Consider the following 24,250-nt stretch of genomic DNA (forward strand, 5'->3'; position numbering starts at 1 on the left):
TCACCCGTCGACTTGCTGAGCGAGCGCGCCGAGCACACGGTAGCAAGGCAGGACCTGCGCGACGCTTGAGTTCGGCTCGCGACCCTCGCGGATTGCGGCAATGAACTCGCGGTCCTGCAACTCGATGCCGTTCATCGATACATCGACCGCGGACACATCGATCGGCTCATCCTTGCCGGTGACGAGATCATCGTACCGCGCAAGATAGGTGCCGGTGTCTCCGATATAGCGGAAGAAGGTGCCGAGCGGCCCGTCATTGTTGAAGCTGAGCGACAAGGTGCAGATCGCGCCGCTTTCGCTTTTCAGCTGGATCGACATGTCCATCGCGATGCCGAGCTCGGAATGAATCGGGCCCTGCATCGCATTGGCCTGGACGATCGGGCCCGCCTGATAGGCGAAGAGATCGACGGTGTGCGCGGCGTGATGCCAGAGCAGGTGATCGGTCCAGCTGCGCGGTTCGCCCTTCGCGTTCATGTTCTGGCGGCGGAAGAAATAGGTCTGGACGTCCATTTGCTGGACGTTGAACTCGCCGGCCTTGATCAGCTGATGGATATATTGGTGGCTCGGATTGAACCGGCGGGTGTGGCCGACCATGCAGGTCAGCCCGGTCTCGCGCTGTTTGGCCAGAACGGCCTCGGCATCGGCCAGGCTGTCGGCGAGTGGAATCTCGACCTGCACATGCTTTCCCGCATCCATGCATTGAATGGCCTGCGCCGCGTGCATCTGGGTCGGCGTGCACAGGATGACCGCATCGACATCGTCGCGCGCGAGGCTCTCCGCCAGATCCGTGGTGGCTTGCCCGATCCCGTATTTCGCGGCGATCGCCCGGGTCGGGTCGAGGTGGCGGCCAATCAGGCTGACCACCTCCACACCGGCAATGTGCCTGAGGCCGTCGAGATGCTTTTCTCCGAACGCACCGGCGCCGGCGAGGGCAATCTTCATTCCAATGTCTCCGTAACGGGTTCGAGCACGATGTGCCCGACCGCGGTGTTGCTTGCCGGCACATGATAATGCCGGTGCAGCGCCCGGGTGGTCTTGCCCAGGGCGCCGCGCATGATCAGCCACATGACCATCTCGATCCCCTCGGAGCCGGTCTCGCGAAGATATTCGATATGCGGGATATGCCGCAGTTCCTGGGTTTCGCCCTGGAGCCGATCGAGAAAGCGGTTGTCCCATTCAGCGTTGATCAGGCCGGCGCGCGGTCCCTGGAGCTGATGGCTCATGCCGCCCGTCCCCCAGATTTGGACGTTCAGATCCTCAGGGTAACTCGCCACCGCGCGTGCGATCGCTTCTCCCAGGGCCCAGCAGCGATTGCCGGTGGGCGGTGGATAGGTGACGACATTGACTGCGATGGGAATAACCCGGGCGGGCCATTCCTGCGGCCGGCCGAACATCATTGTCAGCGGCACCGTCAGACCGTGATCGACATCCATTTCGTTGATGATGGTCAGGTCGAATTCGTCGAGGATACAGCTTTGCGCGATATGCCAGGCGAGGTCCGGATGCCCCTTTACCACCGGGACCGGACGCGGTCCCCATCCCTCGTCGGCCGGCTGGAATTCTTCCGCGCAACCGATCGCGAAGGTGGGAATGATCTTCATATCGAACGCCGACGCATGGTCGTTATAGACCAGGATCACGACATCGGGTTTCTGTTCGGCTTCCCAGTTGCGGGTCCAGTCATATCCGGCGAACGCCGGCGCCCAATAGGGCTCAGCGGTCTTGCCCAGGTCCGACGCCGCCCCCAGCGCCGGGATATGGCTTGAGGCCAGACCTGCGGTGATGCGCGCCATTATCGCTTGTCCTTGATCGAACGCAGGCCGTCGGGAGACCGCCCACCGGCGATCATCATCGCGGAATAATCGTCCAGGCTCATCCCGCTCATCGTGCTGACGGCCTGGAGGAAGCTCTTGCCGTCGGTCGAGAAGACCTTGGCCAGGAAATAGATATTGCCACCAAGGTCGAGTAGGCGATTATAGTCGCGATCGAGCACGGCCTGCTTCTGCTCCTCGCTGATCGGCCAGGCGTCGAGATAGGCGCGCTCGTCGGCCTTCCAGCGTTCGCGATTCTCCGCTTTCATCAGGCTCATCGCAAACTGGTTGAGATGATAGCCACGCCGCGCACGCGTCGCGGTGAACACCCGCGTGCCCGGGATATCCTCCAGCTCCGCCAGATAGTCATGGATGTCGGTCGGCACCGTCATGCGTCAACCTCCTCGGGCCAGTAGAGACGCATCGGATTGGCGACGAGCAGCCTGTGCTGCAGGTCGGCATTGGTGGCAATGCGCGGAATGATATCCATCAGTGCGCCGTCGTCGGGCATATGACCGACCATGTTCATGTTCGGGTGCGGCCAGTCCGTTCCCCACAGCACCCGGTCGGGAAAACGGTCGACCACGGCGCGCGCGAACGGCACGAAATCGTCATAGCCCGGGGGTGGTGATTTCGACAGACGCTCGGGGCAGGTGACTTTCGACCAGATATTCCCATGCTCCATGAAGCGCAGGAACTGTGCGAATTCGGGTCCGTCCGGTGACTTGGTGACATCGGGGCGGCCCATATGATCGACCACGATGGTGATCGGCAGCGAGGTGAAGAACGCCCATTTCTCGGCCAGGTCGGCAGCCTCGAAATAGATCACGATATGCCAGCCATGCGCCGCGATCCGGTCGATGATCGCCCGGTAATGAGCATCGGGCCGGGGATCGACGAGGCGCCTGACATAGTTGAAGCGCACGGCGCGAACGCCCGCCGCGTGCATCGCGGCAATCTCGCCGGCGGATATGTCGGCGCCAACCGTCGCAACGCCTCTCGCTTTGCCTTTCGAATGGGCGAGCGCGTCGATCATCGCCCGGTTGTCGGTACCATGGCACGTCGCCTGGACGATGATGTTGCGGTCGAAGCCGAGAAAGTCGCGAAGCCGGTAGAGCTGGTCGCGGCCGGCATCGCACGGCGTATATTTGCGCTCGGGGGCGTAAGGAAAGACATCGCCAGGGCCGAACACATGACAATGCGCGTCGACGGCGCCGGGCGGCGGCGTGAAGTCGGGCTTCGAGGGCGCCGGATCGAAACAGAGCCAATCGGCATCGGCGATGAACGCGCTCATTTTCCCTGCGCCTTCAGCCTGGCGTCGAGCCGGGGGAACACACGCCGCGCATTGCCCTCGAAGATCGCGTGCTTGCGCGCATCGTCGATCGGCAGCGCATCGACATAGCGTTTGGTGTCGTCGAAATAATGCCCGGTCTGCGGATCGATGCCGCGCACCGCGCCGACCATCTCGGAGCCGAACAGGATGTTCCTGGTGTCGATCACTTCGGCAAGCAAGTCGATGCCGGGTTGATGATAGACGCAAGTGTCGAAGAACACATTGTTCATCACATGCGTGTCGAGTCCGGGCTGTTTGAGCATGTCGGCCAGGCCCCGGTAGCGGCCCCAATGATAGGGCACCGCACCGCCGCCATGGGGGATGATGAAGCGCAATGTCGGGAAATCCCCGAACAGGTCGCCCTGGATCAGCTGCATGAAGGCGATCGTGTCGGCGGCGATGTAGTAGGCGCCGGTGGCATGGAGCGCCGGATTGCAAGATCCCGAGACATGAATCATCGCCGGAACGTCGAGCTCGGCCATCTTCTCGTAGAAGGGGTACCAGTAACGGTCGGTGAGCGCAGGTGATGCGAAATGCCCGCCGCCCGGATCGGGGTTGAGATTGCAGCCGATGAAACCGAGTTCAGTGACGCAGCGCTCAAGCTCCTCGATCGACCCCTGGAGATCAGCACCGGGAGATTGCGGCAGCATGCAGACCCCGGCGAAGGTCTCGGGATAAAGGCCGACGACCCGCGCGATCAGATCGTTCGAGACCCGCGCCCATTGCCGGGAGACGGCCTCGTCACCGATATGATGCGCCATGGTGGAGGCGCGGGGGGAGAAGATCGTCATATCCGCGCCGCGCTCCCTGAGGAGCTTGAGCTGGTTGGCTTCAACCGTCTCGCGAATCTCGTCGTCGGAGATTGCCGGATAGGGGGGAGCGGCCTCGCCTGCCTTGAACGCGGCCGTCTGCGCCTCGCGCCACGCATCATGCTGTGGCGGGGCGGTGGTATAATGGCCGTGGCAGTCGATGATGAGGGTCATGCGGCTTCGACCTCGCGCGCACTATTGATCAGCGCGAGCTTGGCGGCGAGGCCGGCCGGGGCCGGCATCCCGCCCAACCTTCCCATCTCATGTTGACGGATCGCAGTGGCGCGCGACATTGCGGTGCCCGTACCGAGCGCATCGAGCGTCCTGACCACCTCTTCCATCTCGGCGGCACGACGCAGACCATGCTGCAGCATGCGCCCGACATTATAGTCCGCGCGCTCAGCCCAGATGTCGGGCGCCGGACTGGCATCGAGCGACCCCAGAACCTCGTCGAGCACATCAGCGCGTGCCGCGGCGAGGACGCATTCCGCCGTCAGTGCCTCAATGCCCTTCACCATGACCGAGCGGATCATCTTGATCGAGGACGCACGGCCAACCGCACCGGCGACGACACGCACCGTGGAGAATCCTATTGCGCGCAACGTCTGCGCGCCGGCCTCCGCGTGAGCGCCGGAGAGCAGCAGCGGCACGCCAGTTCGCGCAGGATGGACCGGCGCCATAACCGCGACATCGACATAGCGACCACCCGCCGCCTCAATGAGTGCCGCAGCCGCTCGCTTGGTAGCGGGCGCGACGCTGTTCATGTCGAACCATAACGCGCCCGGCGACAGATGCGGCGCGGCTGCCATTGCCGCGGCCAATGCCTGGTCGGCGGTGACGAGCGAAAGCGCCGCCTCGACGCCGGCAAGCGCCTTCTCGACCGAGGTCGCGCGTCGCACGCCGTCGATCCGCCCATGCGCCGGATCGATATCGAAACAGGTCCGCAAGGCCGATAGCCCGGGCGCAAATGCCGTGCCAGCCTCTCCCAACCCGATCAATGCGATGCGCTTCTGCATGTCCACCGATTAGGGCGGGTTGGGACTCGCGCCTATTCGGAATGCCGGATCGGTCATTGAAAATCCTGAGTCCTGAGTTGAACTGCAATCTCCTTCAAGGCGTTGATGAACAAGGCTTGCACATGTGTCGGGCGCCAGCCTGCCCGGGTGGTGATGCCGATCATCCGTTCGCTCTCTTCGAGCGGCGGTCCCACAGTCGCGAGCATCCCGCTGTCGATCTCGAGTGCAATCTGATCGGGCGACAACAGGGTGAGAAAGTCGCGCTCGCGCAACAGCCCCCGGATCACCATGACCGATCCGCATTCGATCGGCGCGTTTGGCGTCGCGTCGCCGCGGAACATCTCGTCCCACACCGTCCGGATCGGGCTGCCGGCGCGGCCGACAATCCAGGGATAGTGCGCCAGCGCCGCGCGGCCGGGGGCCTTTGCACCGGCCAGCGGATGACCGGCACGGGCGACGATCGCGAGCCGATCGCGCATCAGCGGTTGCTGCTCGAGGTCGGGTGGTCCGGGTTGCGGCCGGAGCGCACCGATCATGAAATCGATCGCGCCATCGCGGAGCGGTTCGACCAGGTCGCGCCAAGACCCTTCGACCACGTCGAACCGGGTAAGCGGGGCGGCATCCGCAACCCGCGCAATCGCCCAGGGAAGCAGATGCGCGCGCGACAGTGGCATCGCACCCATAACGACCGCCCCCCGCGCTGACCCGTCGGGCGCCACCTCCACAATGCCCGCGGCGATTTCGGAACCGGCCAGCCGGATACCGCGTGCAAGCCGGCGACCGGCCTCGGTGAGCGCAATACCCCGGCCGCGCCGTTCGACCAGCGTGACGCCACAGACCTGTTCGAGGTCACGAACCGCACGGTGGATGGCGGGCTGGGACAATGACGTGGCAACCCCGGCCCCGATGAAGCTGCCGATGTCGGACAGCGCGAGGAATGCGCGGAGCTGAGTCGCCGTCATCAATTGCTCCGGCCGTGCGAATCCCCGCCCGCTTCCGCGGACCGCAGCGCGCAGATGCCGGAAAGCGGCCTCCGCCCGCTCGGCCATCGCCAATCCCGCACGCGTCGGGATTGCCCCGTCTCGCCGCCGGTCGAACAAGCTCGCGCCGAGCTGGCGCTCGAGCTTGGCGAGACCTTGAGTCAGGGCCGGCTGCGACAGACTGACCGCCTGCGCGCCCGCGCTCATGCTGCCCCGGGCGACGATCGCCGAAAGCGCGCGAAGATGCCGCAGATTAAGGTCGAAGGTCTGTGTCTCCATTTCCTCACTTATAGAGAAAACTTATCGTCGCGGCACTCTTTCGAATTGCAGTGAAGCATGAACTGGCGAACGCCATAGCCGGACAAAGGAGAGAGACATGGCCAGGGTCGTCACCACCATCGAGCGCGCCGGTCCGCCAATCGTCGATGCCCTGGCTTTGGCCGGCGTTGCCACCGTTCACGAAGCGCAGGGGCGAACCGGCCTGCTCGCGAGCCGGTTGCGGCCGATCTATTCAGGCGCGCGGATCGCCGGCTCAGCGGTGACGATCTCCGCGCCACCGGGAGACAATTGGATGATCCATGTCGCGATCGAGCAATTGCAGGCCGGCGACATCCTCGTGCTCTCGCCGACAAGTCCGTGCGAGGACGGCTATTTCGGCGACCTGCTGGCGACATCGGCGATGGCGCGCGGGTGCCGCGGCCTGGTGATCGATGCGGGCGTGCGCGACGTGCGCGATTTGACCGCGATGGGCTTCCCGGTCTGGTCGAAAGCGGTGTTCGCGCAAGGGACGGTCAAGGCGACGCTGGGATCGGTCAATGTGCCGATCGTCTGCGCCGGGGCAGCGATCGACCCGGGCGATGTGATCGTGGCGGATGACGACGGGGTATGCGTGGTGAAGCGCGCCGATGCGGCCGCGGTGCTGGCCAGGGCGCAGGCGCGCGAGGCAGCGGAGGAGGCCAAGCGCGCGCGGCTGGCAGCGGGCGAGCTGGGGCTCGACATCTACGACATGCGCGGCAAGCTCGAGGCGATGGGGCTGCGCTATGAGTGATGGCGTCCGCTGCATGTGGATGCGCGGCGGGACGTCGAAGGGCGGCTTTTTCGTCGCGGACGACCTGCCGACGGATATTGCGGCGCGCGATGCCTTCCTGCTCCGCGCAATGGGCTCGCCCGATCCGCGCCAGATCGACGGGATGGGCGGGGCCGACCCGCTGACCTCCAAGGTGGCGGTGGTTGCGAAATCGGCGCGCGACGGCGTGGATGTCGACTATCTGTTCCTGCAGGTGTTTGTTGACCAGGCGATCGTGTCCGACGCGCAGAACTGCGGCAATATGCTCGCCGGCGTGGGCCCCTTTGCGATCGAGCGGGCGCTGATCCCGCCAGCGGGCGACGAGACGCGCGTGGCGATCTACATGGTCAATACCGGCCAGATCGCGATTGCCACCTGCCGGACGCCGAATGGGGTCCCGACCTATGAAGGCAGCGCGAGCATCGATGGCGTGCCGGGCACCGCCGCGCCGATTCCGCTCGAATTTCGCGATACCGCCGGCTCGTCATGCGGCGCGCTGCTGCCGACCGGCAATACCGTCGATCTGATCGAGGGGGTCGCCTGCACGTTGATCGACAACGGCATGCCGTGCGTGGTGCTCAAGGCGGCGGATGTCGGGGCGACGGGCTATGAGGATCGCGACATGCTTGACGCCGATGCCGCGCTCAAGGCGCGCATTGAGGCGATCCGGCTGGTGGCCGGGCCAATGATGAACCTGGGCGACGTCGCCGAAAAATCGGTGCCCAAGATCATGCTGGTGGCGCCGCCGCGATATGGCGGAGCCGTTACCGTGCGCAGCTTTATCCCGCACCGCGCGCATGCCACGATCGGCGTGCTCGGCGCTGTCAGCGTGGCGACGGCCTGCCTGGTCGACGGCTCTCCCGCTGCGGCAGTGGCGGCGATCCCGGCGGGTGCCCGCAAGACGCTGTCGGTCGAGCATCCCACCGGCGAGATGAGCTGCGTGCTCGAAATGGACGACAGCGGTGCGGTGGTCAGCGCCGCGCTGCTGCGCACGGCGCGCAAGCTGATGGATGGAACGCTGTTCCCCTAAGGGGCGCTCGGGGCAGAAAGGGCCAGCTCATGCCCATCTCCGACGAGAGGGAAAAAGCGCCTTGGACCCGGCCGCTGACGGAGGCGTTCGTGGACGCCCCCGAGACTGGAGAATGGTGCCAGAAGAGGACTGGAAGAAGAGGCGTACCTATCTGAAATAAATGCGAAAACTTTCGATCGGGTTGCTGGATACCAACATCGGTACCAACATACGACCGAGATTTTCTGATCCAGTTTGGATTAGGTTGGGCGGGCGTCACCCACCGTCAGACGCCGCGACAAGCAATCTCGATATATCCAATCAGTTCCGCCGAATAGCTGCCGTCATCGTTCACAGCTCCCTTATGCTTCAATTCTCGCTGCAAAGTGGGCTCGACCGCGTGGACGAATAGATCGCTGCGCTGCTCGGGCTGGAAGGCCGATGTACCAGCGGGCGCCTGCAAGTATTTTTCGCTTTGTCGCTCGACCGCCGGGATTCGCGTGCCATCCTGCTTGACTGCGATGGGCTGCACTACCACCTGCCGCTCGCCGTTGCCAGCCGACGTCTCGACCATCCAAAGGGAGAGCAGAACCGGCTCATCCATGTCGCCGGACACGGCAATGCCGATCTCCTCCGGCGCCAGGCCTCGCCACCGCCCCAACTCCTCCAGCACCAACGGGTGATCCAAGCCCAGAAGTTGTAGCTCATCCTGGTTTGTCGCAGCTTCACGGCTTAGGCTGAAGCGGGCACGGCCTGTGCCCTCCGAAGTCACCAGATCGTAGGTAACCTCGTCCACCTTCACCAATTTCTGCTGGCGATCTGCAACCGCCGTCGACAGGAAACGCACCAACCGATCCAAACTGCTCGATACGTCCGAGAACGGTTTGTAGTCGTCCAAACTGAAACCATCGAGATCTTGGAAAAGGTCGAACACAACCTGCCGCGCCTCGCGAGAATTCGACAGCGCCGCTTCCAGCTCCACCTGCGTGCGCTTTAATTCGGGATCGGACAGTGCCTCTTGATACAAGCGGTCGTAGTTCAGCCGCTCAGACAATTGCCCCAGAATCTGCGCCCGCAGGTCTTCGGCAACATTGCCTTGTTCATCAACCTTGCCGACCGTGCGCGCAATCTCGGTCAGTTTCTCGTCCAGCAGCAGGAAGATGCGGCCCTCGATGGTGTCCGAGAGCACCAGGTTGTAAACCTGCGCTGTGTGGCTCTGCCCGTACCGATGAATGCGCCCGATGCGCTGTTCCATGTCCATCGGATTCCACGGCAGGTCGAAGTTGAACAGGATGCGCGCGAATTGGAGGTTGATGCCTTCCCGCCCCGCGGCAGTGCAGACCAAGACGCGCGGACCATCCTTTTGCCGGAAGCGACGCTCCGCAGCCGCTTTGGCGCCGTGATCGCCGCCACGCAACACAACCACGCCTTGACCAGGGAAATTCTGCTCGATCTCGCGGGAGATCATGTCCACCGTACCGAGGTAAGTCGCGAAGATTACGATCTTTTCGTTCTGGTTCTGCCGCCACAGCGTGCCCAAGCCATCGACCAATTTTTGCATCTTGGTTTCACGCTGGGCCGGAAACACACTCAGCAGGTCGTCGATTCGCAGGCGCTCTTCGGGAAGATGAAGGTTTACTACCGCCGAGGCGGCTTCTTCCGCATGCACGGCTGCAAATTCACTATCGTAGGGATCAGAGGCCATCTCCAGTGCCTCCTCGTCCAGCTTCCTGACCAAGCGGTATTTCAGGTCGGCCAGGACGCGATCCACTTCGCTACGCCCAACGCTGTCGCGTGCCAGGCGGAACTCCTCGTGGATCAGCTCGCGCGCCTCCTCGGTCAGCCGTTCGCGACCCTCGATATCCAGTTCCTTATCGCGCAGGAACGCCTCGTGCAGCGTGAGCATCAGCAGGCGACGTTTGAGGGTGCGCCTCACGGCGGCGAAGCTGGACGCCGCGATCTTCTGGAAGATCGCCATGAGGAAGCCCAGCGCGCGCCCCTGATTGCCTTGGCGGCGCGCAAGGTCGAAGCCGTCCTCCAAATACTCACGAAGCTTTTCGTAGAAAATCCGTTCACCGTCCGACATTATGAAGGATTCTGTGTGAACCCACCGTCGCGCGAACAACGGTGAGCCATCCGGCTGACACGCATCGGCCTTGGTGCGACGAAACATTACTGTGTTGAGCCGGTGGCGGTTCTCCAACATCTCTTCCGGGCTGCGGAACAGCGTCGGGTTGAGCAACTGCGCCAGCATCCAGAACTGGAAATGGTTGCCTTGGTGCGGCGTCGCCGAAAGCAATAGGAGATCGCGTGAGTGGTCCTTGAGCGCCTCGGCCAGCTTGTAGTTTTCGGTTTTGCGTACCTTGCCGCCCGTGCGATAGGCGGTCAGGTGGTGCGCTTCGTCAAACACCACCAAATCCCAACGCGGCGCATCGAGCAGGCGCTTGATGCGCACCGGACGTTTCAGCGTGTCGATGCTGGCGATCAGCCGGTCATGTTTGGCGAAGGCGTTGGTCTTCCGATCGGTAATATCGCCCTCCGAGCCAAACACCTCGAAGTCGAGATTGAACACCTCGTTCAATTCGCGATGCCAGTTGTTCACCAGGCCAGCGGGTACGACCATCAACGCCCGCCTCAACTCGCCCCGGCTCGCAAGCTCGCGGAGAATCAGCGCTGTTTCGATGGTTTTGCCGAGGCCGACCTCGTCGGCGATTAGGTAGCGCCGAGGTGAGGCGGTCGCGATGCGATGTGTGAGCACCACCTGGTGAGGCAACAGGTCTATCTTGGCCGAGGTCAGCGCCGAGGCGCTTTCCATCACCGGAAGTGCGTGCGCCTCATAGGAAAGCCAAGCCTTGCGCCCGCGCTCAGCCCCGCCGTCCACAGCGCGTAAAATGCGCTCGGTACGCGTAAGTTCGCGCCGTAACGAAACGGCGGGAACCCGGCGCTCGCCGATGCCGAAAAAGGCGCGCAGATAACCGTCACGCACCGGGTCGAGCACCACACCCTGCCCATATTCATGATGGGTGATGCGCTCGCCGGGTTGGAACTGAGCCTCTGCCGTCATTTGCCGCCCTCACGTAATCCGGAGATGGAACAGGCCGGCGGCCTTACCGCCGTCGCGCAGCAGAATTTCTTGCGGGTACTCGTTCGCCTGACCCCACAGAATGCGACCGAGGTCGATCTGATGGCGGTGGGGCGTGTGGCACAACCAGCTCACCTCGTCGGTGACTGCCTGTGCCTTGATGCGAGTGTTCCCTCCGGGCAGCCAAAACACTAGCGCCGCATCACCGCCGTACTCGTCCTGGAACGATAGGATGGCGGGCTTGATCGTATCGCCAAGCCATGACTCGGCGTCCGGCGGCCCGAGCAGGTCGAGGCTACCGTCGAGACCGGCGACCACCAAAGTATTGCTGCCGTTGCTTGGCAGGTCCTCTGGCCAGTCACCCACTGCCCGCAGAAACTGACGCAAGCTCCAGACTTCGCTGGCCGAGCAGACCTGATTGCGTGCTTCCTCGTCCCACACCCAACTGGTGCCGCGCCGCTGCCACACTGTGTCCAGCAGTTGCCTCATCGTTGGTATTCCCCATCGTCATCGAACAACGATGCCTGCGTGGGCCGGGGCGCCTGGCTCGATTGCCATCCGTTATAGATCGACACCGCGCGTGAGGCCGCGTTGCGGGCGGCCTGGTCTGGGCCGTTGCGATGGAGCCATTCCAAGAGTGGCTTTAGCGCAACATGCGGCTTGAAGTTCTCATTCTTCAAAGTATCCGAAGCATTTATGCCGCTGCCATCGTAACACGCGCCGATCAACACTAACGCTTGGTCAAGGTCGGAGGTCATGCGGCTGCGGTGCCTCCCGGACCATTCGCGCGCGAATTCAAGCGGACCCGTGCGAGTGAAGACCTTGTTCTTTTCCACGCACCAGCCGCGCTGCACGAATTCGTCCGGGGTGGTAATCGAGCCCTTCAGGAATTTCTGCAACTGGTCACGCTTCAGGTCGGCAGCGTTGCCGAAGGTTCGCAAAAACTGGCGTGTCATCGGCTCGGCGTTGACGGGCGCCGCCTCCTTGCCGTTGTCGGCATCCTCGTCGATGAGTTGGTTGATACCTATGAGCGCATCTTTGACCGAGATGGCGCGCCCTTCATCGACATAGACCTTGCCGTAATGGCGGGAGAAGTATTCCAGTGCTTTGCCGCGCCTGATGACCTGAAGGTCCGCAGCGGGCAAACCTTCGTTTGCGTGGTTTTCCAACATGGCCTGCAACTGGCGCACGTCCGCCATTACCTCTCGGCGCATCCGGCCCCAACTCACCGGCTTAGGCTCATCGATGCGCTTACGACAGACGTGGATGATGTCGTACTCGATCGTCTTTGAGCCGAACTCCCCTTCGCCTTTTGTTTCGTCGGAACGGATGGGATACGTTGCTTCGAGGTAGTAGCCCGCGTCGAACAGGGATTCCAACACCGCCACCCAAGGCTCATCTTCGCTATGGTGAAAGGTAAAGGCCAATATACCGCCGGGCTTGAGTGCACGGTGCGCCTCGCGCCAGCACTGTGTCAGCAGACGCTGGTAGAAGCCGTCCGAGTCCTCCGGCTCCCGTGCGCGGTTGGCGACCGCCTCCAGCGATTTTGGCGTGTACTCCGCTTGGAAATATTCGGGATACTTGTCCTTGAGAGCGAGCCTTAGCCAAACATAAAAGAAATCGGAAAGTTCAGAATAATGTAGGAGGCCACCGAAAGGTGGATCAGTGATCACAAGGTCGAGACTTGCATCTGCAAGGTTTGTTAAATCTGTAGATGATCCACAAAAGATGTCTCCTTCGTTGACGGGGTCATCTGGGAAGACCTTCTCGCTCTTCCCGCTGATGCTTCCGGCAAGCGCGGCATTCTTTATCTTGAGGCTTTCTGCGCTCACGGACTCCCACGGTCGCAGCGCCCAATTACGGCTTTCAAGAAGAATGGGAACACAAGATTTCCAAGGGCCGTAGCCCATAGGTGAAAACACTCCCACCTCAACCAGCGTTGATTTCGGATGGAAGTTGTTATTCGACAGTGCCGGAACGAAGTGATCCTTGGTGATATGCCAAAAGGCAAGAACACTCTGGTTTCGCAGGTAGTTCTGAAAAGCTCCCAAAACGAACTCACGTACCTTCCACTCGTATTCACCTACACTCAGGATGGCTTTGAGAAGTTGTGCGTGCACGAGCAACTGCCGTGGATGGAACATCGTCCACCAATGTGTGAAGCCATGATTCGGAACGCCGCCTTGAAGATGGTGCGTCATGAAACCATAGGGAAGTTCGGAGCGCGGCCAGTAGTTTTTCAAGTCTGTATCTTTACGCCGTTCCCATTCCTCAAACGCAGCATCGTACTGCCTAGCGTGCGCAGAGTCGTAGGCGGCAAAGAAGCGACCGCCGTATGGCTTGCCCGCTGCATCACGTTTGGGCGCGTAGCCCTGAACCGCATAAGCGGCCATCGGCCCGGTCTTGCCTGTGGCTTTGATGGTCGTCAGTACATCTTGCACCGTTCCGCAAGCTGAACAGGCGTAGTGCGATTTCTTCGGAACCGTTCCTTTCCTGGGAGCGAACGTCATGTTCGTTTCAGGGCATGTCACTTCATCCGGTAGCGTGCCGCGAACTTCAAGCAGACGAATCTTGGCTGCGCGCGCCTGATCCCACCGCGTAGTGGCTGCCGCCCCATCCTGTGCCGAGCCGCCGTAGGGCAGGCCGCTAGCATCTTCCTTTGCCTCGCCCGCCAGCCAATTCGGATGCACCATCAGGGTCAATTCGACCTTCTTATTCTTTCCCTTGCCCAGGTTGACCAGGGTTGCATGATGACAGTGCGGGCAAACGACGCCTTTCTGGTGATGGAGCACAGAAAACGGATGCTCAGAGGGCGCGACAAACAGCGGTGCATCTGGAGCCATTCGCGCGGCCTCTTCCTCGACGTGGAAACCAGCGCCGCATTCGCCACAGGTATGGTCCCAATGTTTGACGGTGATCGTCTTCACCGCCATCACCGAGCTGGTCATGATTGGCGTGCGGTGACCGCACCCAGTAACCTGACATGGCCCGTGCTTGGCCCAAAAAGTGTAGATGGCCTCCGGGCCTTCGTATGAGTAGTCCTTGCGCTCGCCTTGCGGAATGGAGAGCGGATCAAAATTGGCGGGCATCACCTTGTTGCTTGGGCGGTGGGTCCATTTGCCCCTCTCGCCGTCGGGACCGTCGCAGTAATAGTACGGCATGAGCTGCGGTTTGACCTCCGCCTCGACATCGGCGAGTAGATTCTTGACTACATCCAGATCGACATCGGCCAACTCCTGCTTGACCACGAACCATGCTACGGGGTTGAGGTCATTGCCCACCATCTGCATGCCAAGGCGGGAGCCTTCCACGAGCGTAGTGCCACCTCCCATAAAGATATCGGCGACTTTGAGCTGCTTGAACGCACCTTTTTTCTGATGGTTGGCGTAGTAGTTGTCCCACACGAGCTTCGCCGCGTGTGAAGGGTCTTCCGGCGCTTTAGTGGCCGCCGCGATCAGCATGGAACGAAACACGCTGGAGCGCCGCCGCGCCCACCACTTCGACATCTGATAGATGGGCTTGCCCGCGTTGCCCTCGATCACCGCAACCTGATTCACCGACAAGATCGGGAAATCCACTTCAAGACAGGTTTTGGGGCGGTTTGGGTCGCCGAAATCAACGGTTTCCAGCGCAACAGCCTTGCCTGCGCCGACGGCCCTGGCGACCTCTAGTGCGACTTGTTCTTTTTGGGTGGCCACTATTACGCAATCCTTACTTAGTCAGCTCGACGAAAGGCGACAACACTTCCAACAGCGACAGGCCGCCATGGGTGAGTGTCGGATAGCCGCCCTGGCTGCGCCATTTCCTGCGGCCCAGGGCCAACAGGTGGGCCCCGCGTGGGCCGTTAATCTGCAAGGCCACCGGCGGCACAAAGGGGCCCGTCTCACCCGTGCCCGGCTTGCTCCGCCCGCTGGAAAATGTCTGCTTCAGGAACTGGCCTACCTCACCGTCCGCGTCGGGAAAGTAACCTGTGGCCGCGTAGCCGTGGTCGGACGTGATGACCAACCGCCGTCCGGTAGCGAGACGTTCGACGAAGACCCAGAAGTCGTCGCTGGTGAGCTGCTCGGCCACATCTTTCGTTAGCGGCTCCAGCCCTTGGCCGGCGCCGGAGCCGTCATGGAGCTTGGCGTCCGGCCAATGATGCCAGAAGACTTGGTTCGGCGTGCTACCGATCAGCGCCCCGCAGTCCTTCCAAGGGAGATCGACGGTTTCCGTCTGCGCCGGTTGCAGTTTGTGCGAGCCGCCGCCGCCGTTGTTCTGGAGCTTGCTCCGACTGGCGAAGCCAAGCGCGCGGGCAAATTCATTGGTTTCGCCAGGCAGTTCAGAGCCATTGGCGCTGACCTCATGGATGGTCAAACCCCGCTCCATTGCGCCCTGCAACAGCCATGGTAGCTCGCGCAACGACAGACCGTCGAGGATCAGCACCGCTTTGGCGCTGAAGGGCTCGGCCCACCAGCGCAATAATCGGTCCGAGGTGCGTTCAACGCTGTCGCCGAAGGATTGCCACAAATCCCAACCGCTGGAGGAAAGGAACAGGTCAAGTCCGCCGATTTCGCGGTCGCGTTTAACGACCTCGCTGGGTGCGTTGCCTATCGCCAGGGGCTTCGAGGCAATCTCGACGGCCTGGGCGACAATGACGCGCCAAGCGTCAGCGTCCGTGCCTTGTGTCAGGCTGCGGAGGGCGCTGACGGTCAGGGCCACTAGTCGTCCTCCTTCTCAAGATTCAGCTCGAAGGTCATACCCTCAGGCAGCTTCTTAAGGAGTTCCCTGAGCTGAGCGCCGGTCGCTGTGGACACCTTGATCGAGACTTCGTCTAAGCGCGTGGCGGGGCCGATGCCCCAGCCTTCAATCTTGCCGATCAGGTTGAGCGGCGACGTAGCCGGGTTTGACAGAGCAGTCCGCCTCCTCGCCGTGGCGGCGCCGCCGAAGATGTCACTTGACGCAGGGGCCGGCACCGGAGAATCACCCGGTGCGGGTTCAGCGACGCCAGGCGTTGATGTTGCGCCGCCGCCGAGCAGATCTCCGCCGGTCGGTGTTGGCGTTGGCACCGGCGCGGCCGGCGCGGAGCCGCCCGTCGCTGGCACCGCAGAAGGACGCATCACGAACACGTCGTCGAGGTGACGACCCGTGAGCGAGAGCTTGGGCCGCAGCCGCCGCCATGCGGTGTCCTCGTCCTCGCCCGGATGGGTTTGCAGATATTCCATTCCGCGCACGTTGAGGGCGATCTTGCCCTTGGCGCACAGGCGCAGCAGACGCTCCTTCATCGCCGTCTCGCCCAGCCATGGGATGCAGTCTTGTTCGGCAGGCCGCGGCTCTTGGAGTTCGCGGAGCAGCTTGCCGACCGCATCGTTGTTGTCGGCGAATTCGAGCACCAAATCCTCGAAATCCTCAGGCACGAACAGATCGTTGGTCAGTGCCTCTTCGATGGCCTCGGGAATTTGCGAGCCTTGCTTATCCAGACGCTCGACGCTGAATTTGCACTGCGCTGGGTCGGCAAAATTCCAGCGCTGCAGCACCGCGAAGCGGTCAAACCGCTTCTTGAGATTGTCGCGGAGAGTGGTCTCGAATTCCTTGTGGAGTTTTCTGTATTCCGGATTTTGACCGCTCCATTCCTGCGCTTTCATCTCGGCGCGAGCGAGGATGAGCAGGTCGCGATCTTGAAAGGCGTTCGTGCTGCCTGCGCGCGGCAGCAGGAAGCGAACGGTGTTTCGGCGCTTCTGCAACTGATCCTTGAGCCAGCGACCTAGTGTAGCGTCGAGCTTGTCCGGTTCTTCAGGCAAGATAAGGACGGGTAAACGGTCATCCCAGTTGTTTGGCTGTTCGGCTTCGTCAAGCGAAGTCCACGGATCGTTCACCCAAGCCTTCGGCAGTGCGATCACCCGAAAGGTCCTCGCCACCTCGTCGCTGCCGCCGATGACGTAGCGCACCTGCTTGGCTAGCTGCGCCTGATCGGCGCCATCGGCGAACAGCTTGTCATTGCGCGCGTAGGCTATCAGTTTGGCGCGCGGGTTTTCATCCTCGCGGAAGAGCAGCTTCGTGCCTTCCTGATGGATGTTGAAGCTGTTCTCGATGATGGTCGCCAGCTCGACCTGAAAGGCATTGTCGTCGACTGGCTTGTTGCGGGTGATATCGAGCTGCAGCGTGGCCGGTTCGGCGCCGGCGAGGTTGCCCACGGCGATCGAGCGCAGCCACAAGGCGCTGACGATTTCTTGCAGGTGCGGGGCGATACTGGCGTGGTCGTGCCGCGCCTCTTGCACCGAAATGATATTCTGCTGAGCCTTCTCGCGCAGAGTGCGATGGTGCTGATTGGCCACGGCCTCCAGCAATGCGCTGATGCCCGAGGTGTCATCGTCCAGCCTGAAATCGGCAGCGGTGAGCACAGGCACTGCCTCGCCACGGCTCTTGTACAGGTTGGCCAGGATACGGATCAGATCGCGCGTTTCTTGCGCATCGGTGGCGATCAGGACCTGCTCTTCAAGCAGCCGCAGCAAATGGGGCGCATATGGCCAGGATTCTGTGAACTCCTGCCGTTTGCGCTCTTGCTCGGCAGGCGGCACGTTCAGCAAGCGAAAAGACTCAGCAACATGCTGCGCGACCAATGCCTCAATCGTACCGCTGGCGATCTGCAAGCGGTTGTCGAATAGGCGGTGCATCAGCATGCGACGGCGGTCTTGCTGGATGCGCTCGGCGCTACCGGCGGCCTTGAAGTCAATCGCAACCGGGTTGACGCGGTGAACCTGCTGATAGGCGTCGCTGCCGCCGTTGCGTACCGAGATCACCAGCACCAACAGATCGGGACGCTCCTTGGCGATCTCCGAAAGGATTTGGATGAAGTTGAACGCCCAATTTTTCCAGGGGTACTGCTTGGTGTTGGTGAGGCCATCGTACCATGTCTGAAACTCGTCGAGCAGCAACATCGTCGGCTTGTTTTCCAACAGTTCGATGATGAGCTTGTCGGAAGGAATCTCGGTTTTGGAAGGGCCTTGGCCTTCCCATTTGCCATTTATGAAGGCGCCGTGCGGGTGGTTCTCAAACAGCACGTCCCACAGGTACTTGTACCGGTGGCGATGTAGGCTTTCGCCGATGACGTGCATCCCATCGCGCAGTTCGATTTTGCCGATAGACGGATCGTTCAGGGTGGTCGCCCACGCATTGAGCCATGCGCCCGTCGATGCAGGGTTCGTGACTGCGTGATAGAGCGCGGCCATCAAGTGGGACTTACCGAGGCCGCGTTCGCCAATCACCACCACGGGCCGCCCGTGGTTAGGGCCGACTGCCTCGATTCCCTTCAGCAGATCATGCGTGGGATAAGTGATTTCGAGGAATTGGCTGGCTGCGACCTGGGTTGCGCCCGTCTGCTGATCGTTAGCCAGCTCGATGGCAGTGCCTTTAAGGCGCTTGCCCCGAAATTCTTCTCGTAAGGTCAGCCCAAGCATTACTTCCCCCCGCTTTCCGGGATTGACGCGCGGAAAGGCTCAACATTGATCTTCTCGACTCGCCGCATGATTTCGGCCAGCTCGTACTCGAGCTGAAGCACCAGCCATTCACGCGCGGGCGTGCCAAACGCCTTTTCCAACCGGATGGCCATCTCTGGCGATATGCCGGACTTGGCGTTCAACAAATTGCTGAGTGTCTGCCGATCAACTCCAAGGACGCGGGCCGCATCGGTGACACTCAACCCATTCTTTTCAAGGCAATCCTGCCGAACGGTCGTCCCTGGATGCATCGCCTACCGATTTACCCCTCACCCCAAGCTGATGCTTGTAGAGTGATAATCGACGCTCGACAAGGCGATCAGGGCGATGCCTCTGTCGGTTAGTAGCGAAGATCCGGCGGGCCGCTATCCCATGTCGGGGCTGGTAGTCCCTGAGGCCAAAGCACCGTCATGCTTTCACCTATTTCAGTGGATGAGATTGCATCGCCGAGGCTTGAATCCACGGCTCAAAATTAGCCATAATCAGCTTGTGCGCTTCGCAGTCCCGCGCGCCAGGAATACAATGCTGCCAGGTCGCGACGACAACCTTCATGTTGGGTAACGGTTCATAATTTCGGCAGAGCCTCGGTCGCCTTGGATCGTCGGGCGAATTTCTGGACGGAGGCACGAATATCTCCCTTCCCGTCCGGCGCCAGCCGGAGCAGCACATGCCGTAGCAACCCATGAGGCGCCGAGAGCCAGTCGCCGAAAGTCTTGGCTCTCCAGTCAATGCCGTCGCCGTAGGCTATGCCGACGGCCCAAGTCTTTTGCCGCATGAACAGCGGGAGCTTGCTGCTGAGGCTCGCACAAGCTCCGGCAGCGATGTCGGGAATCGACGCCAAATCCTCAACCCAATCGGGAAGGTCCTTAGCCTCGGTGGTCATAAAGGACTGTTCGGCAGAGTTTGCCCGGCCGGTCAGGCCAAACGTCAGATAGGTCGCAAGGCGGCCGAAGCGCTCGCGCTTGTCGAACGAGTCGAGGGTTTCGTCGTGATCACTAATCCACAGAGAGGGCTGATCCTCGCGGCGCAAGCCAGCTTGGATCATCGCAACGAACAAGCCCAGACGATAGATTTTCTCGATACTGCCCGACGAGGCACCCGGCACAAAACAATCATCGAGCACGGACGCCAGCGCCTGCGGTCCTCCTTCGACGAAACTACCGACTCGGTTATCGATCATCACTGTGACGAGGTTGGCTGGGAGTGAACCAGCCAGATCAAGAAAATGAGGGTATGCACGCCGACGCATTGGCTCACGAAGTTGCTTAAAGGAAATTCGGCGGCCGTCGGGAAGCCATCTGTCGCGAAACGCTTTGCGCAAAGGCAGCCAGCGTTCCAGTGCGCTCTTGGTGGTAATCAGGAAGGAGTAGACCTCATGGGTTGCCTCCCGGTGCTGGCCCGAATAATCGCTGGTGATCACTTGAAGGCCGTCATCTACAGGCCAAAAGAGATCCGTTACCCTCGCCTCGGTGACTTCGATAGCCTCACTGAACAAGTTGACGTAGCCAGCCAGCGGAACATCGAATGCTCGCCAAACGGTCACATTAGTTGGTCTGACAAATCGAGGCAGCTCGTCGATATCATGGATGCCATTTGAAGCGCCTCTCAGGTGAGCTTGTCGAAATATGTGAAGAATGATCTCTGATTCTTCAAACGAAGCGTATCCCTAACTGTGATTTGATGGCTCATGCGCCTGACCCCGCCTGCGGGTGTCCGCACTTCAAGATCGTCGCTGCCCAGCATGGCGCCGTGAATGTCGTCCTTATGGGCCGGCGTGGCGCTATACGCCGCCGCATAGAAGTCGCCCACTAACATCGCGTCTCCAGATTCGGAAACAAATCTGGGAATGTCGTCGATCAGCTTGAGTTTAGCCTTCGCGCGATGTTCAGCCTCGAACAAATATAGACCGCCCTCCTTCTCCGGATCGTAGTGTAGCATATGAAGGCCAGGCAATCCAAAGTGAGCCTGCGTGCCATTATCGTGCAAGACGTCATTATAGACCTGACGAGCTCGATAATTGTTAGCGAAATGGATCAGCCAATACCGCCACCCTTTTGGGTTCGTAATAGAAAATGGGCTGACGTACGACGCGCAGCTGTGAAATGCCTCGAATACGATACGTTCTGCTGCGCCAAGCCAAGATTCATTGCTTACGATCCCGTCTATCGCTCGCAGATCTGCTGGATTTATATCAAGATGGCGAACCTGCTTTGCCATCAATCCCGGATTAGTCCGACTTAGGAACGTCAAGAGGCTGTCTATCGCGAAGGTGTAGAAGATTTCGACCGAGGGAGTTGACCTCATAATCTCGTTGATGGTCGCGACATCAACCTGCACGTGACCACATTGGTCGAGATTCCAGATCACATTCCGAAAGCGGCCTGCGATAATGCCCTTGATGACCGGGTAGGCCTCCTCAAACTCCTTGTTCGAATACGCAATGTCGAGGTGCAGATCGGGACATGTTACCTTTGCAGCTCCGACGAGTGGGTCGCAGAACTCTTGCAGCATCTGCGTGACGCCGGGCATGGAATCATTGAAAATCAGGAGGCACTCAATCTCGACCTTCCCCAGGCCCTGACTGATGCGGCGAAGGTTTACCGCCTCTAACGCGCGTTGCAGCTCTTCGATAAAAATAATCGGGGAGCCAGCTGCGCCACAAGCGTAGCGACCGCCTCCTGAAAAGCCGTTGACTACCGCGAGACGGAATTTGGTTTGCTGCGGGTTCTGACAACGTACAACGATGTATTGATAGAAGTACTCGCGCAGTATCTTGTGTTTTCGGCGGCTATGCTCGTCTAAGGTAGCCCCCTGGTCCCACGCGTATGCCTTCTTGACCAAATCCCGCTCCCGGTTGGCGATTCCTGGTTTATAGAGCCAAGGTCGCGGGCATATTATTCCAGGTCCGGCCGCGATATTCGCGACCGTTCGCCTTCTTGGAGCGCTTCTTGTTATCTTTGCCCCAAGTTCCCCACTGTTTAAAGAAGAAAGCGGCGCTGTAAATATCGCATTGCTCGTAGATCTCGTCGATCCAGTCCTCTTGGATAGGTCGAGCATTGAGGCCGCTTTCACCGCCGACGATCGCCCAATGCACGTTAGTCAAATCGACGGCACCCACTGGTCCGATCAGAGGTTCAAACGAGATGAAGCGGATCGCGGCTGGTACAGCCCTAAGGTAGTCGATGCGAGAGATGACATTGGCATCCTCGACGCTTGTTCCCAGCCAAACGTTTGGCAGGACATCGGGAATAGCGCGTGCCACAACTTCAGCCATTCGATCGGGGCGCTTGGTGAGGATCTGATAGTGGTGATGCGGCGTCTCCCGCATGACCCGCCAAACCTCGATGATGAACTCCTCACTGACGGCGTCATGGAAGAGATCACTCATGGAGTTAACAAAGATTTTGCGAGGTTTTCGCCACGCGTAGGGGATCGCGAGCGAAGTACGATCTTCGCGAACCACTCCGTTCCATACAGCGCGCTTGCCGGTCTTACGGGTCAGCCCCTCATATTTTGCGACACCCATTGCCTCCAGGCGACGCGCCATTTGCATCGCGTAGCAATTGGTGCAGCCAGCCGTGACGATGGAACATCCCGCAACAGGGTTCCAGGTGGCGTCGGTCCACTCGATCTGGGTCTCGGCCATCGGCTCTTACTCTTCCATCGCGCTTGGAGGTGGGCGTTAGGTCCGTCGCAGGATCACTCCAAGAAATTTCTTGCAGCATCATGCCGGTTTTCCCCTTACGCGTCGATAAGCAGCATAGCTCAGGTTCCGGCAGTCGCGGTCGTGTGAGGCAAATAATTCGATGCCGCGAGATTTCGTCGACTTGACGATCGAGTCTGGTAATGGTTAGATCCAAGCCGTGACACTACGGCATAAGCAGCCGAGGTCGCCTTGATCGGAGAATTGCAGCATTATGCCGGTCGCGAGCAGGCCTACGTGAAACACTTCCTGCTAAGCGAATATCTTGAGACGTTCGCTCACAAAATCGCCAGCACGTTTGACGAAATAACCTATGTCGATGGCTTCTCAGGACCTTGGCAGAGCGCGGGTGAGGGTTACGATGACACCTCTTTCGGGATCGCTCTTGGCGCCCTTACGCGTGCGAAAGCCACGTGGAAGAACCTTGGCCGGTCTGTGAGAATGTCGGCCCACCTCATTGAGAAGGATCCGACCGCTTATCGGAACCTCCAGGCCGTGAAGGCGCAATTTCCCGAAATCCAGATCGAGACCTATCATGGCTCCTTCATCGATTTAGCGCCAACCGTGCTCAAGGCCATTCCGAAACGCGCCTTCGCCTTCCTTTTCATCGACCCGAAGGGCTGGCGGATCGATATGACCCGCCTCGCCCCATTGCTCAGCCGCCCCAACAGCGAGGTGGTGTTCAATTTCATGTTCGACTTTATTAACCGCGCCGCGTCGATCCGGGCGCCGAATATTGAACGTGGCCTGGGCGAACTGATCCCTAATAGCGCGTGGCGGAGCCGACTCTCCGAGGAGCCACCTGCCGGCGTCTCCGAGGCTGAACACCGAAAGGCGGTCTTAGTAGAGGCCTTTTCTTCCGAGCTTGGCCGTTTGGGCGGCTACAAGCATGTTGCCGAAACGACCGTTCTCCGCCCGACCAAAGATCGCCCTCTATATTGCTTGGTGTACGGGACCCGTAGCCCAGTGGGTTTGAGGGTATTCCGCGAATGCCAGATCAAGGCACTGCGGCAACAGGATATGATCCGCGGCGTCACCAAGCTTTCGGCGGCAACGTCCGTCACCAAACAGAATGAGCTGTTTGGCTCCGTTAGCGACATGGCCCCCGATCCGACTGTAGCCTTTTTTGAGGACGAGGCTCAGCGCGCTCGGGCCTTGTTACGTACCATCGCACCTTTTGCACCGGCCAGCGCGACATGGGCCGATATTTGGCCACGGGTGATGGAGCGCCATGTGGTGAGCCATGCGCAACTAAATCAATTAGCCGGGGACCTACGTAAAAGTGGCGCCCTGCAATTCCTAGATTGGGCACCGCGCAAGCGCTCTCCGGACGACGGTTATCGACTCCGCCGTTTCTGATTATCCAGCGGGATAGGGTCAGCCTTCTGTTCCGGGTCGTCTGCTCGCGGCGCGGTCGCGATCATCCGCGCGCCCGCGCTACCCTGTTCCATCCCCATCGTCCGCGCTGCCATCCACTCCGGAACGTGCCAACCAGCCGGCAATGAGCGCGCGACTGCTCCCGGTAAGATCGACCAGATGCAAATGCCCGCGAACAGGCTGCCCACGCCGGTCCAGATCAGCCACCGTACCTGCCGGTCCGCCGCATGACCGCGCTCGACAATGCCATCAATCCGTCCGATCGACCGCGACAAGGCGTCGCGCGTTTCCTGCAACAGCGCGCGATCCTCGGCACGGGCATCAACGCTCGCTTTGACGATCGCCACAGTCAGGGTGGCCGGAGATAGCCGGGCCGCCGGACTCCCTTCGATTCGAGCGATGCCATCGGCCGCGCCCTTCAACGCTTCGGCCATCTCGCCAAGCGTTGTGCTGTAATCCGGTAACCGCTCTCGCGCTGCGGTCAGCCCTTCAAGCGCGACGCGCGCTAGGCTGACTTCGCCCCGCAGGGCTTCGAACGCTTGGGCAATGTCGTCTGCTTGGGCGGCTTGGGTGAGATCATCGGTCATGA

Annotated in this window: 20 protein-coding genes; 3 read left to right on the top strand and 17 right to left on the bottom strand. The window is 60.8% G+C overall.

Annotated elements, in window-relative coordinates:
* Genes ACRECS_RS20965 through ACRECS_RS20995 form a run of 7 tightly spaced genes read right to left on the bottom strand, consistent with a single transcriptional unit; the run spans position 1 to position 6,228 of the window.
* Complete coding sequence (locus ACRECS_RS20965) at positions 1–942, bottom strand: Gfo/Idh/MocA family oxidoreductase (protein ID WP_431584903.1); 942 nt, start codon at positions 940–942, stop codon at positions 1–3.
* Positions 939–1,793 (bottom strand): class III extradiol dioxygenase subunit beta, encoded by an 855-nt coding sequence (locus ACRECS_RS20970; RefSeq protein WP_431584904.1) that lies wholly within the window; start codon positions 1,791–1,793, stop codon positions 939–941. The genes ACRECS_RS20965 and ACRECS_RS20970 overlap by 4 nt, the downstream gene beginning before the upstream one ends.
* The gene (gene ligA, locus ACRECS_RS20975) at positions 1,793–2,203 is read right to left on the bottom strand and encodes a protocatechuate 4,5-dioxygenase subunit alpha (protein WP_431584905.1); all 411 of its coding nucleotides are present in this window, start codon (positions 2,201–2,203) and stop codon (positions 1,793–1,795) included. Before ligA ends, ACRECS_RS20970 begins: the two co-directional genes overlap by 1 nt.
* A complete protein-coding gene (locus ACRECS_RS20980) occupies positions 2,200–3,105 on the bottom strand; it encodes an amidohydrolase family protein (RefSeq protein ID WP_431584906.1) in 906 nt (301 codons plus the stop codon). The genes ligA and ACRECS_RS20980 overlap by 4 nt, the downstream gene beginning before the upstream one ends.
* On the bottom strand, positions 3,102–4,127 hold the full coding sequence (locus ACRECS_RS20985) for an amidohydrolase family protein (protein WP_431584907.1): 1,026 nt from the start codon (positions 4,125–4,127) through the stop codon (positions 3,102–3,104). Before ACRECS_RS20985 ends, ACRECS_RS20980 begins: the two co-directional genes overlap by 4 nt.
* The gene (locus ACRECS_RS20990; protein WP_431584908.1) at positions 4,124–4,969 is read right to left on the bottom strand and encodes a DUF1932 domain-containing protein; all 846 of its coding nucleotides are present in this window, start codon (positions 4,967–4,969) and stop codon (positions 4,124–4,126) included. Before ACRECS_RS20990 ends, ACRECS_RS20985 begins: the two co-directional genes overlap by 4 nt.
* A 53-nt stretch (positions 4,970–5,022) precedes the next feature.
* Positions 5,023–6,228, bottom strand: a complete 1,206-nt coding sequence (locus tag ACRECS_RS20995; RefSeq protein WP_431584909.1) for a LysR family transcriptional regulator — start codon at positions 6,226–6,228, stop codon at positions 5,023–5,025.
* Between the two features lie 97 nt (positions 6,229–6,325).
* On the opposite strand from ACRECS_RS20995, the gene ACRECS_RS21000 reads away from it, so the two are divergent.
* Together ACRECS_RS21000 and ACRECS_RS21005 are read left to right on the top strand one after the other, a co-directional pair.
* Complete coding sequence (locus tag ACRECS_RS21000) at positions 6,326–6,997, top strand: 4-carboxy-4-hydroxy-2-oxoadipate aldolase/oxaloacetate decarboxylase (protein WP_431584910.1); 672 nt, start codon at positions 6,326–6,328, stop codon at positions 6,995–6,997.
* Positions 6,990–8,045, top strand: a complete 1,056-nt coding sequence (locus ACRECS_RS21005) for a 4-oxalomesaconate tautomerase (RefSeq protein WP_431584911.1) — start codon at positions 6,990–6,992, stop codon at positions 8,043–8,045. Before ACRECS_RS21000 ends, ACRECS_RS21005 begins: the two co-directional genes overlap by 8 nt.
* A 265-nt stretch (positions 8,046–8,310) precedes the next feature.
* Here ACRECS_RS21005 and ACRECS_RS21010 read toward each other — a convergent pair whose 3' ends face one another.
* From ACRECS_RS21010 to ACRECS_RS21050, 9 genes are all read right to left on the bottom strand, one after another.
* Positions 8,311–11,088 carry a DEAD/DEAH box helicase gene (locus ACRECS_RS21010; protein ID WP_431584912.1) on the bottom strand — a complete coding sequence of 926 codons (2,778 nt, stop codon included), beginning with the start codon at positions 11,086–11,088 and terminating at the stop codon, positions 8,311–8,313.
* Positions 11,089–11,097: 9 nt separating this feature from the next.
* Positions 11,098–11,595, bottom strand: a complete 498-nt coding sequence (locus tag ACRECS_RS21015; protein WP_431584913.1) for a hypothetical protein — start codon at positions 11,593–11,595, stop codon at positions 11,098–11,100.
* Positions 11,592–14,804, bottom strand: coding sequence for a hypothetical protein (locus ACRECS_RS21020; RefSeq protein ID WP_431584914.1), 3,213 nt, complete (start codon positions 14,802–14,804; stop codon positions 11,592–11,594). The genes ACRECS_RS21015 and ACRECS_RS21020 overlap by 4 nt, the downstream gene beginning before the upstream one ends.
* Positions 14,805–14,817: 13 nt before the next feature.
* The gene (locus ACRECS_RS21025) at positions 14,818–15,807 is read right to left on the bottom strand and encodes a hypothetical protein (RefSeq protein ID WP_431584915.1); all 990 of its coding nucleotides are present in this window, start codon (positions 15,805–15,807) and stop codon (positions 14,818–14,820) included.
* Entirely contained in the window at positions 15,807–18,542 is a 2,736-nt protein-coding gene (locus ACRECS_RS21030; protein WP_431584916.1) for a DUF499 domain-containing protein, read from the bottom strand. Before ACRECS_RS21030 ends, ACRECS_RS21025 begins: the two co-directional genes overlap by 1 nt.
* Positions 18,542–18,832, bottom strand: coding sequence for a HigA family addiction module antitoxin (locus ACRECS_RS21035; protein ID WP_431584917.1), 291 nt, complete (start codon positions 18,830–18,832; stop codon positions 18,542–18,544). Before ACRECS_RS21035 ends, ACRECS_RS21030 begins: the two co-directional genes overlap by 1 nt.
* Before the next feature lie 314 nt (positions 18,833–19,146).
* Complete coding sequence (locus ACRECS_RS21040; RefSeq protein WP_431584918.1) at positions 19,147–20,124, bottom strand: hypothetical protein; 978 nt, start codon at positions 20,122–20,124, stop codon at positions 19,147–19,149.
* Positions 20,125–20,186: 62 nt separating this feature from the next.
* Positions 20,187–21,422: a three-Cys-motif partner protein TcmP gene (locus ACRECS_RS21045; RefSeq protein ID WP_431584919.1), complete on the bottom strand. Its 1,236-nt coding sequence runs from the start codon at positions 21,420–21,422 to the stop codon at positions 20,187–20,189.
* A 28-nt stretch (positions 21,423–21,450) separates the two neighbouring features.
* A complete protein-coding gene (locus tag ACRECS_RS21050) occupies positions 21,451–22,227 on the bottom strand; it encodes a DUF5131 family protein (RefSeq protein ID WP_431584920.1) in 777 nt (258 codons plus the stop codon).
* A gap of 249 nt (positions 22,228–22,476) precedes the next feature.
* On the opposite strand from ACRECS_RS21050, the gene tcmP reads away from it, so the two are divergent.
* Positions 22,477–23,643: a three-Cys-motif partner protein TcmP gene (gene tcmP, locus ACRECS_RS21055; protein ID WP_431584921.1), complete on the top strand. Its 1,167-nt coding sequence runs from the start codon at positions 22,477–22,479 to the stop codon at positions 23,641–23,643.
* Here tcmP and ACRECS_RS21060 read toward each other — a convergent pair.
* Positions 23,622–24,248, bottom strand: coding sequence for a hypothetical protein (locus ACRECS_RS21060; RefSeq protein ID WP_431584922.1), 627 nt, complete (start codon positions 24,246–24,248; stop codon positions 23,622–23,624). The genes tcmP and ACRECS_RS21060 overlap by 22 nt on opposite strands.
* Positions 24,249–24,250 lie beyond the last annotated feature (2 nt).

The sequence above is a fragment of the Sphingomonas sp. genome (assembly GCF_050725575.1).
Classification (GTDB): Bacteria; Pseudomonadota; Alphaproteobacteria; order Sphingomonadales; family Sphingomonadaceae; genus Sphingomonas.